The sequence below is a fragment of the Pseudarthrobacter cremeus genome, assembly GCF_051857465.1.
In the GTDB taxonomy this organism is placed as follows: domain Bacteria; phylum Actinomycetota; class Actinomycetes; order Actinomycetales; family Micrococcaceae; genus Arthrobacter.
Window position 1 is genome coordinate 19,854 of the sequence record NZ_JBPZHC010000012.1, and the last position, 15,402, is coordinate 35,255.

Annotated in this window: 13 protein-coding genes; 9 read left to right on the forward strand and 4 right to left on the reverse strand. The window is 65.8% G+C overall.

Annotated elements, in window-relative coordinates; translation table 11 throughout:
- Positions 1 to 7: 7 nt before the first annotated feature.
- From ACS5PJ_RS19090 to ACS5PJ_RS19115, 6 genes are all read left to right on the forward strand, one after another.
- On the forward strand, positions 8 to 442 hold the full coding sequence (locus tag ACS5PJ_RS19090; protein WP_439436440.1) for a sarcosine oxidase subunit delta: 435 nt from the start codon (positions 8 to 10) through the stop codon (positions 440 to 442).
- On the forward strand, positions 439 to 3,381 hold the full coding sequence (locus ACS5PJ_RS19095) for a sarcosine oxidase subunit alpha family protein (RefSeq protein WP_439436441.1): 2,943 nt from the start codon (positions 439 to 441) through the stop codon (positions 3,379 to 3,381). The genes ACS5PJ_RS19090 and ACS5PJ_RS19095 overlap by 4 nt, the downstream gene beginning before the upstream one ends.
- Complete coding sequence (locus tag ACS5PJ_RS19100) at positions 3,374 to 4,012, forward strand: sarcosine oxidase subunit gamma (protein ID WP_439436442.1); 639 nt, start codon at positions 3,374 to 3,376, stop codon at positions 4,010 to 4,012. Before ACS5PJ_RS19095 ends, ACS5PJ_RS19100 begins: the two co-directional genes overlap by 8 nt.
- Positions 4,012 to 5,385: an L-serine ammonia-lyase gene (locus ACS5PJ_RS19105; RefSeq protein WP_439436443.1), complete on the forward strand. Its 1,374-nt coding sequence runs from the start codon at positions 4,012 to 4,014 to the stop codon at positions 5,383 to 5,385. The genes ACS5PJ_RS19100 and ACS5PJ_RS19105 overlap by 1 nt, the downstream gene beginning before the upstream one ends.
- A 109-nt stretch (positions 5,386 to 5,494) precedes the next feature.
- Positions 5,495 to 6,403 carry a pyridoxal 5'-phosphate synthase lyase subunit PdxS gene (gene pdxS / locus ACS5PJ_RS19110; protein ID WP_439436516.1) on the forward strand — a complete coding sequence of 303 codons (909 nt, stop codon included), beginning with the start codon at positions 5,495 to 5,497 and terminating at the stop codon, positions 6,401 to 6,403.
- 337 nt (positions 6,404 to 6,740) lie between these two features.
- Positions 6,741 to 8,432: an alkaline phosphatase D family protein gene (locus ACS5PJ_RS19115; protein ID WP_439436444.1), complete on the forward strand. Its 1,692-nt coding sequence runs from the start codon at positions 6,741 to 6,743 to the stop codon at positions 8,430 to 8,432.
- Here ACS5PJ_RS19115 and ACS5PJ_RS19120 read toward each other — a convergent pair.
- Together ACS5PJ_RS19120 and ACS5PJ_RS19125 are read right to left on the reverse strand one after the other, a co-directional pair.
- Positions 8,421 to 9,059 (reverse strand): MBL fold metallo-hydrolase, encoded by a 639-nt coding sequence (locus tag ACS5PJ_RS19120; RefSeq protein ID WP_439436445.1) that lies wholly within the window; start codon positions 9,057 to 9,059, stop codon positions 8,421 to 8,423. The genes ACS5PJ_RS19115 and ACS5PJ_RS19120 overlap by 12 nt on opposite strands.
- On the reverse strand, positions 9,059 to 10,162 hold the full coding sequence (locus ACS5PJ_RS19125) for an S-(hydroxymethyl)mycothiol dehydrogenase (protein ID WP_439436446.1): 1,104 nt from the start codon (positions 10,160 to 10,162) through the stop codon (positions 9,059 to 9,061). Before ACS5PJ_RS19125 ends, ACS5PJ_RS19120 begins: the two co-directional genes overlap by 1 nt.
- Before the next feature lie 496 nt (positions 10,163 to 10,658).
- On the opposite strand from ACS5PJ_RS19125, the gene ACS5PJ_RS19130 reads away from it, so the two are divergent.
- The 3 genes from ACS5PJ_RS19130 to ACS5PJ_RS19140 all read left to right on the forward strand — a co-directional run bounded on the left by ACS5PJ_RS19130 (position 10,659) and on the right by ACS5PJ_RS19140 (position 14,295).
- Complete coding sequence (locus ACS5PJ_RS19130) at positions 10,659 to 11,969, forward strand: MFS transporter (protein WP_439436517.1); 1,311 nt, start codon at positions 10,659 to 10,661, stop codon at positions 11,967 to 11,969.
- A gap of 60 nt (positions 11,970 to 12,029) precedes the next feature.
- Positions 12,030 to 13,286: an aminopeptidase P family protein gene (locus ACS5PJ_RS19135; RefSeq protein ID WP_439436447.1), complete on the forward strand. Its 1,257-nt coding sequence runs from the start codon at positions 12,030 to 12,032 to the stop codon at positions 13,284 to 13,286.
- Between the two features lie 172 nt (positions 13,287 to 13,458).
- The gene (locus tag ACS5PJ_RS19140) at positions 13,459 to 14,295 is read left to right on the forward strand and encodes an IclR family transcriptional regulator (protein ID WP_439436448.1); all 837 of its coding nucleotides are present in this window, start codon (positions 13,459 to 13,461) and stop codon (positions 14,293 to 14,295) included.
- A 21-nt stretch (positions 14,296 to 14,316) separates the two neighbouring features.
- Here the strand turns inward: ACS5PJ_RS19140 and ACS5PJ_RS19145 are convergent, their stop codons facing one another.
- A complete protein-coding gene (locus tag ACS5PJ_RS19145) occupies positions 14,317 to 14,619 on the reverse strand; it encodes a hypothetical protein (RefSeq protein ID WP_439436449.1) in 303 nt (100 codons plus the stop codon).
- On the reverse strand, positions 14,606 to 15,349 hold the full coding sequence (locus tag ACS5PJ_RS19150; RefSeq protein WP_439436450.1) for a GAF and ANTAR domain-containing protein: 744 nt from the start codon (positions 15,347 to 15,349) through the stop codon (positions 14,606 to 14,608). The genes ACS5PJ_RS19145 and ACS5PJ_RS19150 overlap by 14 nt, the downstream gene beginning before the upstream one ends.
- Positions 15,350 to 15,402 lie beyond the last annotated feature (53 nt).

A 15,402-nucleotide genomic window follows, 5' to 3' on the forward strand; every position in this document is an offset into this window, starting at 1 on the left:
TCCGGACATGCTCCTCATTTCATGCCCCAACTGCGGCTCCCGCGACGAGACCGAGTTCCACTACGGCGGCCAGGCCCACGTGGCCTATCCGGAAAACCCGAACGAACTGAACGACCGCGAATGGGCCGAGTTCCTGTTCTACCGGGACAACACCAAAGGCGCCTTTGCCGAGCGCTGGCTCCACAGCACCGGCTGCCGCCAGTGGTTCAACATGCTCCGCGACACGGTCACCTACGACATCCAGGCGATCTACCCCATGGGCGCGCCCCGGCCTGACAAAGCCGCCCCGGCACCTGAATCCGGCACTGCCAGCACCGCCCCGGACAGCACCACCACCGGGACCGCGGCTCCCAGCATCTCCGGCACCAGCATCGCGCCGGCCGATTCAGCGCCCAGCACCACCGCCGCCGGCACCACCGCCCCGAAGGGAGCAACCAAGTGACTTCCCAGAATGCCCGCCTCGCCTCCGGCGGACGCATCGACCGCACCATCTCCTGGCGTTTCACCGTGGACGGCGAGGAATTCAACGGCCACCCCGGCGACACCCTCGCCTCGGCCCTGATCGCCAACGGCCGCATCGCGGCCGGCAACTCGCTCTACGAGGACCGCGCCCGCGGCATCATGTCCGCCGGCGTTGAGGAATCCAACGCGATGGTCAAGATCTCCCCGCGCTTCCCCGGCGACGTCGCAGAGTCCATGCTCCCCGCCACCACCGTCACCCTGGTGGACGGCCTGAAAGCGGAACTGCTCAACGGCCTGGGCAAGCTGGACCCGGAAGAGGACCACGCCGAGTACGACAAGAAGTACGTCCACACCGACGTCCTGGTGATCGGCGGCGGCCCCGCCGGCCTCGCCGCAGCCCGCGAGGCGGTCCGCGCCGGCGCCCGTGTCATCCTCATGGACGACCAGCCGGAACTGGGCGGGTCCCTGCTGTCCGGGTCCACCGCCCCCGAACTGGCCGAGACCATCGAGGGCAAGCCTGCCCTGGAATGGGTGGCGGACATTGAAGCCGAGCTCGTCTCGGGTGCTGAATCCACCGTCCTGAACCGCACCACGGCCTTCGGCGCCTATGACGCCAACTACGTCATCGCCGTGCAGAACCGCACGGACCACCTGTCCAGCCCGGCCGCGTCCGGCGTGTCACGGCAGCGCATCTGGCACGTCCGCGCCAGCCAGGTTGTCCTGGCTCCCGGCGCCCACGAACGCCCGCTGGTGTTCGAGAACAACGACCGCCCCGGCATCATTCTGGCCTCCGCCGTCCGCAGCTACCTCAACCGCTACGCAGTGGCCGCCGGGCAGCGCGTTGTCATCAGCACCACCAACGACAGCGCCTACGCCCTGGCCGCGGACCTCCGCGCCGCCGGCGTCAAGCTCGCCGCCGTGGTCGACGCCCGCCCCCAGCTCACTCCGGTGGCTGCGGCCGCCGTCGAGGCCGGCACCCGCGTGCTGATCGGCAGCGCGGTTGCCAACACCACTGCGGGAGAGGCCGGCCGTCTGAACGGCGTCACCATCCGCAGCATCAACGACGACGGCGAACTCACCTCCGGCGTCGAAGAGATCGCCTGCGATCTGCTGGCAGTGTCCGGTGGCTGGAGCCCGTTGGTGCACCTCCACTCCCAGCGCCAGGGCAAGCTGCGCTGGGACGATGAGCTCGCCGCCTTCGTGCCGAGCACCGTGGTCCCGAACCAGCAGACCATCGGCTCCGGCCGCGGCAGCTTCGAACCCGCGGACTGCCTGGCCGAGGGGATCTCCGCCGGAGCATCGGCGGCCATCGCAGCGGGCTTCGAGTCCGCCACCAAGCCGGCCACGTTCGGGGAGCCGAAGGCCTCAGCCCCGACCCGCCAGCTGTGGCTGGTTCCGGGCGAGCAGGGCACGCCGGATGACTGGCACCACCACTTCGTGGACTTCCAGCGCGACCAGTCAGTGGCTGACGTGCTGCGGTCCACCGGAGCCGGCATGCGGTCCGTGGAGCACATCAAGCGCTACACCTCCATCAGCACAGCCAACGATCAGGGCAAGACCTCCGGCGTCAACGCGATCGGCGTCATCGCCGCCGCACTCCGCACCGCAGGCGAAGCCTCCCGCGGCATCGGCGACATCGGCACCACCACGTACCGCGCACCGTTCACCCCCGTGGCGTTCGCGGCACTGGCCGGACGCCAGCGCGGCGAACTGTTCGATCCCGCCCGCAAGACCTCGATCCACCCGTGGCACGTAGCCAAGGGTGCACTGTTCGAGGACGTGGGACAGTGGAAGCGCCCCTGGTACTACCCGCAGGCCGGCGAGGACATGGACGCGGCAGTTCTGCGCGAATGCGCCGCCGTCCGCGATTCGGTTGGCTTTATGGACGCCACCACGCTGGGCAAGATCGAAATCCGCGGCAAGGACGCCGGTGAGTTCCTCAACCGGATCTACACCAACGCGTTCAAGAAGCTCGCCCCGGGTTCTGCCCGCTACGGCGTGATGTGCATGGCCGATGGCATGATTTTCGACGACGGCGTGACCCTCCGTCTGGACGATGACCGCTACTTCATGACCACCACCACCGGCGGCGCCGGCAAGGTGCTGGACTGGCTGGAGGAATGGCTGCAGACCGAATGGCCTGAGCTGGACGTTCACTGCACCTCGGTGACCGAACAGTGGTCCACCATTGCCGTGGTCGGACCCAAGTCCCGCGAGGTCCTCGCCAAGGTGGCACCGGAACTGGCAGCCAACGGCGGGCTGGAGGCGGAAGCCTTCCCGTTTATGACTTTCCGCGAGACCACCCTCGCCTCCGGCGTGCAGGCACGGGTCTGCCGGATCTCGTTCTCCGGCGAACTGGCCTACGAGATCAACATTCCGTCCTGGTACGGACTGAACACCTGGGAAGCCGTAGCCGCTGCAGGGGCCGAATTCAACATCACCCCTTACGGCACCGAAACCATGCACGTGCTCCGCGCCGAAAAGGGCTACCCCATTGTTGGGCAGGACACCGACGGCACCGTCACCCCGCAGGACGCCGGCATGGACTGGATTGTCTCCAAGGCCAAGGAGTTCATCGGCAAGCGCTCCTACGCCCGGGCCGACGCCCGGCGCGAGGACCGCAAGCACCTGGTCAGCGTGCTGCCCGTGGACGGCTCGTTCCGGCTTCCGGAAGGCACCCAGCTCGTGGAAAAGGGGATCCCCACCACCCCCGCCTACGGCCCGGTTCCCATGCAGGGCTTCGTGACCTCGAGCTACCACAGCGCCGCCCTCGGCCGCTCCTTTGGCCTGGCACTGATCAAGAACGGCCGCAACCGGATCGGCGAGACCCTTGTGGCCGTCGCTGGAAACCAGGTGGTTGACGTTGTTGTCGCAGAAACCGTACTTTTTGACCCCGAAGGGACCCGCAAAGATGGCTGAAACAGCAGCACCCAAAACCTCCCGTGAGACGAACCTGTCACTCCGCACCAGCCCCGCTGCGCTGCTCAGGGAAGCATTTGAAACGGCATCCGTCCCCGGCACCGTGGAACTGAGCGAAATCACCTTCCTGACCATGGTGGGCGTCCGGGTAAACCGGGCCACGGAGGCCGGGACACGCATCGCGTCCGTCACCGGCGGGCTGCCCGCAGCGTGCGGCGCCGTCAGCGGCTCCGGCGAAACGTCCGTGCTGTGGCTCGGGCCCGAGGAATTCCTGGTGGTGGCGCCGATGGAGGCCCACGAGTCGCTGGGCGGTGACCTGCTGCAGGCGCTCCGGGAAGCCCTCGGTGACGGCGAAGGCCAGGTGGTGGACCTCTCCGCCAACCGCACAACGTTCGAACTGACCGGGCCCCGGTCCCGCGCCGTCCTGGAAAAGGGCTGCTCGCTGGACCTCCACCCGCGCGGGTTCAAGGCAGGCACGGCAGTGTCCACGGAGATCGGCAACATCCCGGTGGTCCTGTGGAAGACCGGTGACGAAAGCTACCGGATCTTCCCCCGGGCTTCATTCGCCGATTTCCTGGGCCGCTGGCTCCTGGATGCCATGCGGGAATACGCCTCCCCTGAGGTCCCTTAATGGCACTCAGTGCCCTGGACCTCTTTTCCGTTGGCATCGGGCCGTCGTCCTCACACACGGTCGGCCCGATGCGGGCGGCGAAGCTGTTCGCCGACGGACTCAAAAGCGACGGCCACCTGAGCTCAACCACACGCGTCCAGGCCGAACTGTTCGGCTCACTCGGGGCCACCGGCCGGGGCCACGGCTCCGACAAGGCCGTGGTCCTGGGCTTCAAGGGGCTGGACCCCGAAACCGTGGACACCGCCACGGCGGATGACCAGGTGGCCGCGGCGGCCCTCGATGCCGAACTGTTGGTGTGCGGGGTCCACCGTGTGGACTTCAACTGGGACGAGGACGTGGTGCTGCACCGGCGCAAGTCCCTCCCGGCCCACCCCAACGGCATGACATTCCGGGCTCTGGACCACGCTGGAACGGTCCTCAGCGAGCGGAGCTTCTATTCGATCGGCGGCGGCTTCGTCGTTGACGGGGACGCCGACGCCGGCGACCGGGTGGTGGCTGACGCCACCGTCCTGCCCTACCCGTTCAGCACGGCCGACGAACTCCTGGAGATCTGCAGCCGCGAGGGCATGTCCATCTCGGACGTGATGCTCGCCAACGAACTCACCTGGCGCAGCGAAGCCGAGCTCCGGGAAAAGCTGCTGGGGCTGTGGGCGGTGATGCGCGAATGCGTGGACAACGGCTGCGCCGCGGAAGGGATTCTTCCAGGCGGCCTTAACGTCAGGCGACGGGCGCCGTCGTTGTTCCAGACCCTGACGGCGGACACCGGGGTGACCGACCCGCTCCGGGCGATGGAGTGGGTGAACCTGTTCGCGCTGGCCGTGAACGAGGAAAACGCCGCCGGCGGCCGGATCGTCACCGCACCCACCAACGGCGCGGCCGGCATCGTTCCCGCGGTGCTGCACTACTACGTGAAGTTCGTGCCCGGCGCCAACGACGACGGTGTGGTCCGTTTCCTGCTGACAGCGGCCGCGGTGGGAATCCTGTTCAAGATCAACGCCTCCATTTCAGGGGCCGAGGTGGGCTGCCAGGGCGAGGTCGGCTCCGCCTGCTCCATGGCCGCGGCCGGCCTCTGCGAAGTGCTGGGCGGCACGCCGGCCCAGGTGGAGAATGCCGCCGAGGTGGGCATTGAACACAACCTTGGCCTGACCTGCGACCCGGTGGGTGGGCTGGTGCAGATTCCCTGCATCGAGCGCAACGCCATTGCCAGCGTCAAAGCCATCAACGCCGCCCGCCTTGCCCTGCACGGCGACGGCAGCCACAAGGTATCCCTGGACAAAGCGATCAAGACCATGAGGGAAACCGGCGCCGACATGAAGAGCAAGTACAAGGAGACGTCCCGGGGTGGTCTCGCGGTAAACGTCATCGAATGCTGACCCGGTGAAGTACGTGTAGCCCCGGGTGTGCTCATGCACCCGGGGCAAGTCCCATTACTCGAATGCCTGGCTTCGCAGGCGCCCCGTCCTTTTGGAGCAAGAAGTGACCCTGAAACGACTCCCGTACGAACATATCGCTGTCACGGGCAGCAGCCGCGTCAAGCGCGGCATGGCTGAGATGCTCAAGGGCGGCGTCATCATGGACGTCGTCAACGTCGAACAGGCCCGCATCGCCGAAGATGCCGGTGCCGTTGCAGTCATGGCGCTGGAACGCGTTCCGGCCGATATCCGCGCCCAGGGCGGCGTGTCCCGCATGTCTGACCCGGACATGATCGAGGCGATCATCGACGCCGTGTCCGTGCCGGTCATGGCCAAGGCCAGGATCGGCCACTTCGTCGAGGCGCAGATCCTGCAGTCACTCGGCGTGGACTACATTGACGAGTCCGAGGTCCTGACACCCGCCGACTACACCAACCACATCGACAAGTGGAAATTCACCGTTCCCTTCGTCTGTGGCGCCACCAACCTCGGTGAGGCCCTGCGCCGCATCAACGAGGGCGCGGCGATGATCCGGTCCAAGGGCGAGGCCGGTACCGGCGATGTCTCCAACGCCACCACCCACATGCGCCAGATCCGCGCCGAGATCGCCAAGCTCGCGTCCCTGCCCGAGGACGAGCTCTACGTCGCGGCCAAGGAACTGCAGGCCCCGTACGAACTGGTCAAGGAAATCGCCTCCACCGGCAAGCTCCCCGTGGTGCTGTTCACCGCCGGCGGCATCGCCACCCCGGCCGACGCTGCCATGATGATGCAGCTCGGCGCCGACGGCGTGTTCGTTGGTTCAGGCATCTTCAAGTCCGGCAACCCGGCCCAGCGTGCCGCCGCCGTCGTCAGGGCTACTGCCTATTATGACGACCCGGACGTCATCGCCAAGGCCTCCCGCGGCCTGGGCGAAGCCATGGTGGGCATCAACGTGGACGAAATCCCGCAGCCCCACCGCCTCGCCGAGCGCGGCTGGTAACTCGCGCTTTGGGGGCCCCGAACGCTCTGATCCTCGGCGCGCTATTCCCCGCGTCCAGCTAGGCCGCTTCGCGGCGGGCCTGGACTCGGGGCCCCTTTTACGCGCGCTGCCGGACCACACCGCCCGTCGCCTTCCGCTCCTTAATTGTTTGGACGTGGAGGCCTCGGCAGACGACTCCGTGCTGTGGATTGCCGCAGCCGGGAACGACAGGCGACGGCTTTTCGACAAGCGGAGTGGATTCCAGGTGCGGGCCTAGGCAGCAGTGCCTGGGGAGTTATTTCCTTGGTTCCCGGCTGCCCGTATGGTTGCCGCGGCCCGGAACGGGTAGAACTAAGTCATGACGACGTCGCCCCTGGTGTTGGGCCCCATGATGCGGTACGTGGACGAGACTTCTGCCAGCATCTGGGTGGAGACCCGGGGCGATTCCCGTGTCACGGTCCGGGCCGGTGACCGCAGCTGGGAGGCCCGCACGTTTGTTGTGCACGGCCACCACTATGCTCTGGTGGAGGCGGCCGGGCTGGAGCCGGGCAGCGTGCTGCCTTATACCCTCGAAATTGACGGGACCCAGTGTTGGCCCGAGCCCACCTCAGGGTTTCCGCCACCGGTGATTGCGACGCTGAAGCCGGGCAAGCCATTGCGCATGGCCTACGGCTCCTGCCGCACCAGTGTCCCGCACGACGCGGCCGGCAACCGCACCCACGGCGTCGATTCACTCCGCGCTTTCGCCTTGGCGATGGCGTCCGACGCTGACCTGCCGTGGCCGGATCTGGTGGCGTTCCTAGGGGACCAGGTCTACGCCGATCTGACCAGCGAACAGATGCAGGAGTTCATTCGGGCCAGGCGGGACATCGAGGCGCCGCCTGGGGAGGAGTTGAAGGACTACGAGGAATACGCCCACCTTTACTTCCTGGCCTGGTCGGACCCGGCGAACAGGTGGCTGTTGTCCACCCTGCCCAGCGCCATGATCTTCGACGACCACGACATCCGTGACGACTGGAATACCTCCTTGAGCTGGAAAAAGGAGATGGAGGCGACGCCCTGGTGGCACGGGCGGATCGTCGCGGGGCTGGCCTCATACTGGGTCTACCAGCACCTGGGGAATCTCTCACCGCAGGAACGTGACGAGGACCCGATCTGGCGGCAGATCGCCGGCCACACGGGTGGGGCCGAAATCGACGTCAGCGCTGCGCTGGATGATTTCGCGGACCGGGCTGATCAGGATCCGAAGTCCTACCGGTGGAGCTACTGCCGGGATATTGGCGATACCAGGCTGATTGTGGTGGACTCGCGCGCCGCCCGGGATCTGGCCCCGGACAACCGTGCCCTGCTCGACAAGGATGAAATGGCCTGGCTCGACGGCAGTATGCGGGGCGGGTTCCGGCACCTGCTGGTAGCAACCTCGCTGCCTTTCCTGCTGCCGATGGGCCTGCATTATGTCGAATCCTGGAATGAGGCCATTTCCCAAGGTGCATGGGGAAACCGTGCCGCCCGTGCGGGTGAGAAAGTCCGCCAGGCTGTGGATCTTGAACATTGGGGCGCTTTCGAGAACAGCTTCCATCAGGTGGCAGCCATGGTCACTGAGATCGCCGACGGCAAACGCGGCACTGCGCCGGAAACCATCATGTTCCTCTCCGGGGACGTGCATTATTCCTACGTCGCGGAGGTGGAGCGCGCTTCCGGCAGCCGCATCATGCAGGCCGTCTGCTCCCCGATCCGGAACCCCCTGCCCCGGCTGATGAGGTCCTTCGCAGCCGTCATGTCCTACGGGGTGGCTGCGCCGGTGGGTGCTTTAGTGGCGCGCTCAGCGAAAGTGCCGGACCCGCCGTTCCGCTGGAAGGGCGTCAAGGGTCCCTGGTTCACCAACAACCTGGCCTGCCTCGAAGTTGTCCCCGAGGGGCTGAAGCTGTGGTGGCAGACCGGAGTGGTGGATAACGGCGACGAACTGCACCCGCGGCTCGAACGGGTGGCATCCGTCACCGTGGCCCCACGGGCGGAAGGCGGAAGGCCGCCACTGCTGTCACTGGGCTGATTCCACCGGGTCCGCCAGCTGTGCCAGCGTTTCCCGTTCTGCCCCGATGGTGGTGTTCCCGCCGTGGCCGGTGCGGACTACGGTTTCCGGCGGGAGGGTGAGCAGCCGTTCGCGGATGGACGTCAGGATGGTGGGGTAGTCGCTGTAGGACCTGCCTGTGGCACCGGGACCGCCGTTGAAGAGGGTATCGCCGGTGAACACCGTTCCTTCACTTTCGAGGTAGAAGCAGGTGGATCCCGGAGAGTGCCCGGGTGTGTGGATGGCAGTGAGTGTTGCGCCGCCTACCTCGAACTCGTCACCGGCTGCGTGGTGTCTGTCCGGAACCGCGTCGGGGTAGACCTGCTCCCACAGCATGAGGTCCTCAGGGTTCAGATAGATGGGCGCGTCCACTGCCGCGGCGACGTCACGGGCGGCCCCGATGTGGTCGTTGTGCGCGTGGGTCAGCAGGATGGCTTTGACCTTCCGGCCCCGGACCTGGCTGATGATTGCTGCGGCGTCATGCGGGGAGTCGATGATGATGCATTCCTCCGCGTTCCCCACGATCCAGACGTTGTTGTCCACGTCCCAGGTGCCGCCGTCGAGCGAAAACGTGCCGGAGGTGACCAGGTTTTCGATGGTGACGCCCATCAGGAGAGGCCCGCCGCGGGGAGTTCGACGACCGAGCGGAGGACCTTGCCCTCGTGCATCTTGGCGAACGCCTCCTCCACCTGGTCGATGGTGATCCGCTCGGTCACGAAAGCGTCCAGGTCCAGGTTGCCCTGCTTGTAGTGCGCCACGAGCATGGGGAAGTCGCGGGAGGGCAGGCAGTCGCCGTACCAGGAGGACTTCAGCGAGCCGCCCCGGCCGAAGACGTCCAGCAGCGGCAGTTCGAGCAACATGCCCGGCGTCGGGACGCCCACCAGGACCACGCGGCCGGCGAGGTCGCGGGCGTAGAACGCCTGCTTGTACGTTTCGGGGCGTCCGACGGCGTCAATCACCACGTCCGCTCCGTTGCCGCCCGTGAGGGCACGGATGGCCTCGATGGGGTCTGCCTTGCTGGAATCCACACCATGGGTGGCTCCCAAAGACCTGGCCATCTCCACCTTGTTGGCGTCGATGTCCACCGCGATGATGGTGGTGGCCCCGGCGAGCTTGGCGCCGGCGATCGCGGCGATGCCCACGCCCCCGCAGCCGATCACGGCTACGGACTCGCCGCGCTTGACCTCACCGGTGTTGATGGCGGCACCGATGCCGGCCATCACGCCGCAGCCCAGCAGGCCGACGGCGGCGGGATCGACGTCGCCGTCAATTTTGGTGCACTGCCCGGCGGCGACGAGGGTTTTTTCGGCGAAGGCGCCGATGCCCAGTGCGGGGGAGAGTTCCGTGCCGTCCTCAAGCGTCATCTTCTGGGTGGCGTTGGCGGTGTTAAAGCAGTACTGCGGTTGGCCCTTGGCACACGCACGGCATTCGCCGCAGACTGCCCGCCAGTTCAGGATGACGCGGTCACCGGGGGACACCTCTGTGACTCCGGGACCCACGGCGCTGACCACACCGGTGGCTTCATGGCCGAGCAGGATGGGGAAATCGTCGGTGATTCCGCCCTGCCTGTAGTGCAGGTCGGTGTGGCAGACCCCGCAGGTGAGGATGTCCACCAGGGCCTCGCCCGGGCCCGGATCCGGGACGAGGATGGTCTCCACTGAGACCGGAGCGTTCTTTTCCCTGGCAATGACGGCCTTGACCTTGTGAACCATTTAGCTGTGTTCCTTTCCTCGGTCCGCAGACCTGGGGGAGATTTCATTGCGCATTACACAACACTGTGCGTATAGCGCGTACTCGAAATATGTCAGCCGAGGGAGGGCGAGTCAATAGAACCGGGAAGTACTACGCCTGCCGCCTCGCGGCGAAGTGGACTCTGCTGCTGACACTGTGCAACACGGTTACTCCTGACGCAACTTTCTCATGATCCGCCAGGCATGCCCCTACCGTGGCGTGCCGGCCACCGGGCGTCCGCAAGCGCGCGGCCTGTGCCTCTGATGAGCTTGTCTGCGATAGAGAACCAAAATCAAAAAGGGTCTTGACTGTGTTGCAGCTCACCACCTAGTCTGGTGCAACAGCGTTGCGCTGATTGCAACCCCAACACAACTTGGTGGATACATGAGTAACGGAACTTCTTCTCCCGCTCTGACCGGAGGACCCGGCCCGGAACCGCATGGCACCCTTGGCGGCTCCCGGACCGGCCGCAGCACCATGAGCGGCCAGAATTTTGAGCCTGCTGACAACGGTGTCAGCAAGGAAACCCGCCGCAGGGTCATCGCGGCAAGCTTCATCGGCAACTTCGTTGAATGGTTTGATTACGCCGTCTACGGCTACCTGGCCGTCACGATCGCCACAGTCTTCTTCCCTGGATCAGATCCCCAGACCGGGCTTCTGCTGACTTTCGCCCTTTTCGCCATTTCGTTCCTGGTCCGCCCGCTCGGCGGGTTCGTCTGGGGCCACATTGGTGACAAAGTGGGCCGGCGGACGGCTCTGTCGCTGTCCATCCTGATCATGTCCGGAGCGACGTTCTGCATCGCACTCATCCCGGGCTACGACACGATCGGTATCTGGGCTCCGGTCCTGCTGCTGATCATCAGGGTTGTCCAGGGCTTCTCGGCCTCCGGCGAATATGCCGGAGCCTCGGCCTTCCTCGTGGAGTACGCACCGGCCAACAAGCGCGGCCTGTACGCCGCGGTGGTTCCGGCCAGCACCGCTGCGGGCCTGCTCCTCGGCTCCCTGATCGCGGGCCTGCTCACCGTCCTGCTGACCTCCGACGCCATGCACAGCTGGGGTTGGCGCCTGCCGTTCCTGCTGGCAGCCCCGATGGGACTGATCGGCCGGTACATCCGGACCAAGCTCGAAGACACCCCGGTGTTCCGCGAGATGGCAAAGGAGGACCAGGCCGTCAAGGCTCCGGTATCCAGCCTTTTCAAGAACCATTGGCGGCAACTGCTGCTTGCCGTTGGCGCCGTGCTGCTCAACGCCGTCGGGTTCTACGTGATCCTCAGCTACATGCCCACTTACCTGTCCTCCGAGCTGGGGCTGGGCGAAACGGAATCATTCCTGGCCACCACCATCGCATTGCTGACGTACATCGGGTTCATCTTCCTCACGGGGATGCTCTCGGACCGTTACGGCCGCAAGAAGGTGCTGATCAGCGCCTCCATCGCGTTCATCGTGCTGACGGTGCCCGCGTTCGCGCTGCTGGGGACCGGCAACTTCCTGGTCATCGTCCTGGTCCAGATCCTGCTGGGCGCCATGCTCACCCTCAACGACGGGACGCTCCCCAGCTTCCTGGCCGAAATGTTCCCCACCCGGGTCCGCTACAGCGGCTTCGCGGTCAGCTTCAACCTCTCCAACGCGCTGTTCGGCGGCACCGCCCCGTTCATGGCCACGCTCCTGATTGCCGCCACGGCCAACGACCTGGCACCGGCCTGGTACCTGGTGGGCGCGGCAGTCATCTCCCTGATCGCCGTCGCGCTTTCCAGGGAAACCTGCAAAGAACCGCTGCGCCACGAATAGCCCGCAATCTTTCCCTACTTCCCTCCTCAAGTAATTGCTCTAAAGAAAGGCACCACCACAATGACCACCACAACATCCGAGAACGCAACGTCCGTCGCCGAACTGGAGCGGGTCAAGTTTCTGAAGAACGGCGAGAAAGTCAGCCTCACGTTCTCAGACACCGAATTTGAGCGGCGCCTCGCCGGCCTCCGCCGCATCATGGCTGAGAAGGAACTCGACGCCGTCGTCCTGACCAGCTACCACTCCATCAAGTACTACTCCGACTTCCTCTTCACCACCTTCGGCCGCCCTTACGCCATGGTGGTCACCAAGGACGCCAACGTCACCGTCACCGCCAACATCGACGCCGGCATGCCCTGGCGCCGCAGCTATGGCGACAACATCATCTACACGGACTGGCGCCGCGACAACTACATCTTCGCCATCCAGGAAGTCCTCCGCACCCGCGGAATCAACCCGCGCCGCCTCGGCGTCGAGGATGACTCACTGCCGCTGGACAACCGCAACAAGATTCAGGCAGCCTTCGCCGGCGCAACCCTGGTGGACGTGGCCCAGGCCGCGATGCGCCAGCGCATGATCAAGTCCGCCGAGGAGATCGAGGTCATCAAGCACGGCGCACGGATCGGTGACCTGGGCGGCGAAGCCATCCGTAACGCCATCACCGCCGGGATCACCGAGTACGAGGTGGCCCTGATCGGCACCGAGGCCATGGTCCACGAAATCGCACGGACCTTCCCGAACTCCGAAATCCGCGACACCTGGGTGTGGTTCCAGTCCGGCATCAACACCGACGGCGCCCACAACTGGGCCACTACCCGCAAGGTCCAGGAACACGACATCCTGTCCCTGAACTGCTTCCCCATGACCTCCGGCTACTACACCGCCCTGGAACGCACCCTGTTCTACGGCGAACCGGACGCCCGCTCCCTGGAGCTGTGGAACATCAACGTGGAGGTCCACAAGCGCGGCCTGGAACTCATCAAGCCCGGCGCGGTCTGCAAGGACATCGCAGCCGAGCTCAACGAGATCTACGTCGGTTACGGACTGCTGGCCAACCGGACGTTCGGCTACGGACACTCCTTCGGCGTCCTGAGCCACTACTACGGCCGGGAAGCCGGGCTGGAACTCCGCGAAGACATCGACACCGTCCTGGAGCCGGGCATGGTGGTCTCCATGGAACCGATGATCACCGTCATGGACGGCCAGCCGGGCGCCGGCGGCTACCGCGAACACGACATCCTGGTTGTCGGCGAGGACGGCGCGGAGAACATCACCAAGTTCCCGTTCGGTCCTGAATACAACATCATCGGAGCCTGACCGGCGAAACGACCTGCAACGCGGGGTCACTCCCGGCCCAATCCCGGGCATTTTGAGGGCCGAAAGTGACCCCGCGTTGGGGTTAAGATGACCCTGGGCGAGAGCCTGCCGGCGGCGCCGCACCCAGTGCGGCGCCGCTTTCGGCTGACAATGCGGAATGATAGTGAGCACCATGACCACACCAGACTCCAGTGATACCAACGGCACTGACACCAACGGCAAGAGCGACACCAAAGGCGCCTCCGTCATTGTCAACGCCATCGCGGTCCTGCGCTCCTTCACGGCGGACGAACCGTTGCTGGGGGTCACCGAGATCGCCAACCGGGTCGGCATGCACAAGAGCACGGTGTCCCGGATACTGGCAACCTTCGAACAGGAAGGCCTCGTGGAGCGGGATCCGGACACGCGCCGCTTCCGCCTCGGACTTGGCTTGATCGCCGTCGCAGGCCCCCTCCTGGCCGAGCTGGAGGAGCGCCGCGTTGCCTACCCTGTCCTGCGTGACCTCACGGAGCGGACCGGAGAAACCAGCGCGCTCATGATGTGGGAGGGCAACGAGTCCATCTGCGTGGAGCAGATTGCCAGCCGGCACCAGATCAAGCACACTGCCCCGCTCGGGGCGCGGTACAACGATGCGCTGAGCTCCTCCGTCCAGGTGTTCCTGGCCAAGGAGCCGGAGGAGAGGGTCCGTTCCCTCCTCCTCAGCGGAGCGATCGCCTACCCCGGCCTGGACGAGTCCAGCCTCGAGGACTACCTGCTCCGCCTGAAGGAGGATTCCAGCCGCGGGTGGGCCATCAACTACGGGGAATCCTCCCTTGACGAGGTGGGCGTTGCCGCCCCGGTCTACGACCACCGCGGCGACGTCGTTGCTGCCGTCCTCATCCCGGCCCCACGGTTCCGGGTCTCCCAGGAGCGCCTGCAAAGCCTTGGCGAATCGTGTGCCGCAGCTGCGGACAAAGTCACCGCCCGCCTTGGCGGCCACGCGCCGGGGACCCGGCGCGGCGAACGCTGAAGCCCCCAATGCTCGACGGCGTCAGGCGGGATCCTCCGGGCCTGGGGGATCGGCGGGCGGGTCATCAGTGCCGAACTCGTCGGAGTAGGGGGCGCGGTGGCCGGACTGGCCTGTGAAGAGCTCGTTGGCAGCCATGGCCAGCAGGTCCCGCTGCAACTCGGGGAGGGAAAGCAGCCCCTGGAGGTACGCCTCCACCTCATACTCGCCCACCGATCCGCCGATGCCGAAGTAGTACAGCCACAGATCGCCCGTGCTGATGTGTGCTGCTGACAACGCTGACCGGAGCCTGCTGCGTTGCTCGGGTTCGCTGCTATCGAAACCCATCACTTCTGCCTCTGTCCGTGGCGGATGTGACGCCTACCAGGATCGCGGCGCTTACCTCCCTGAGGGTGCTGCGAGTGATACGGGTTTCCCGCATCAGGAGCTTGAGCGCTTCGTCCTGCGTCAGTGTGTGGCGTTCCATGAGCACGCCGCAGGCCCGGTTGATCAGATCCCTGCTGTAGAGGGCGGCCTGCAGGCTTTCGCTGATGCGTTCCGGGATTTCCGCGGTTTGGATATGCGAGAGGAGTGTTGCTGCCGGTGAGGCAAACAGCTCCATCAGGGCAGCGGTTGATTCCTCAAAGGCCCCTGGGCCGGCAGCGTAGATCTTCATGGCGCCGATGCCCTGCCCGTCGGCGATCAGGGGCGCACTGATCACCGATCGGATGGAGATCTCGCGGACGGCGGAGCTCCAGCCGGGCCAGCGCGGATCTGCTGCGACGTCGTTGACCAGCACGCTTTCCTGGGTAGCCCAGGCAGTGAGACAGGGCCCCTGCCCCAGCTGATACTGAAGGGCGTCTGCCCGTTCCACAATTACGTCCGTGAAGCCGGAGCTGACCGGCCGGGCCTGGGAATCGAGGATGGAGACGCCCGCGCCAAGGGTTCCCGGAATTGACTCCTTGACAGCGCGGGACAGGAGCTGGACGGCGTGGTCCACTTTTTCTTCGGTCAGGAGCAGCCCCATGATCCTGCCAATGACAGAGGAAAGCTCATCCAGGGGATACTTCCTGATCATGTGTTTGCCTCCGGCCATTTCCGCGCGACCCGTCCCCGGGGGCCGTTTCACCC

Excerpts from the sequence above, each read along its gene's own strand:
- ACS5PJ_RS19105 (WP_439436443.1), top strand. The coding sequence starts at position 4,012 with ATGGCACTCAGTGCCCTGGACCTCTTTTCCGTTGGCATCGGGCCGTCG.
- ACS5PJ_RS19115 (WP_439436444.1), top strand. The coding sequence starts at position 6,741 with ATGACGACGTCGCCCCTGGTGTTGGGCCCCATGATGCGGTACGTGGAC.
- ACS5PJ_RS19140 (WP_439436448.1), top strand. The coding sequence starts at position 13,459 with ATGACCACACCAGACTCCAGTGATACCAACGGCACTGACACCAACGGC.
- ACS5PJ_RS19145 (WP_439436449.1), bottom strand. The coding sequence starts at position 14,619 with ATGGGTTTCGATAGCAGCGAACCCGAGCAACGCAGCAGGCTCCGGTCA.
- ACS5PJ_RS19125 (WP_439436446.1), bottom strand. The coding sequence starts at position 10,162 with ATGGTTCACAAGGTCAAGGCCGTCATTGCCAGGGAAAAGAACGCTCCG.
- ACS5PJ_RS19100 (WP_439436442.1), top strand. The coding sequence starts at position 3,374 with ATGGCTGAAACAGCAGCACCCAAAACCTCCCGTGAGACGAACCTGTCA.
- ACS5PJ_RS19130 (WP_439436517.1), top strand. The coding sequence starts at position 10,659 with ATGAGCGGCCAGAATTTTGAGCCTGCTGACAACGGTGTCAGCAAGGAA.
- ACS5PJ_RS19150 (WP_439436450.1), bottom strand. The coding sequence starts at position 15,349 with ATGATCAGGAAGTATCCCCTGGATGAGCTTTCCTCTGTCATTGGCAGG.
- ACS5PJ_RS19120 (WP_439436445.1), bottom strand. The coding sequence starts at position 9,059 with ATGGGCGTCACCATCGAAAACCTGGTCACCTCCGGCACGTTTTCGCTC.
- ACS5PJ_RS19090 (WP_439436440.1), top strand. The coding sequence starts at position 8 with ATGCTCCTCATTTCATGCCCCAACTGCGGCTCCCGCGACGAGACCGAG.
- ACS5PJ_RS19135 (WP_439436447.1), top strand. The coding sequence starts at position 12,030 with ATGACCACCACAACATCCGAGAACGCAACGTCCGTCGCCGAACTGGAG.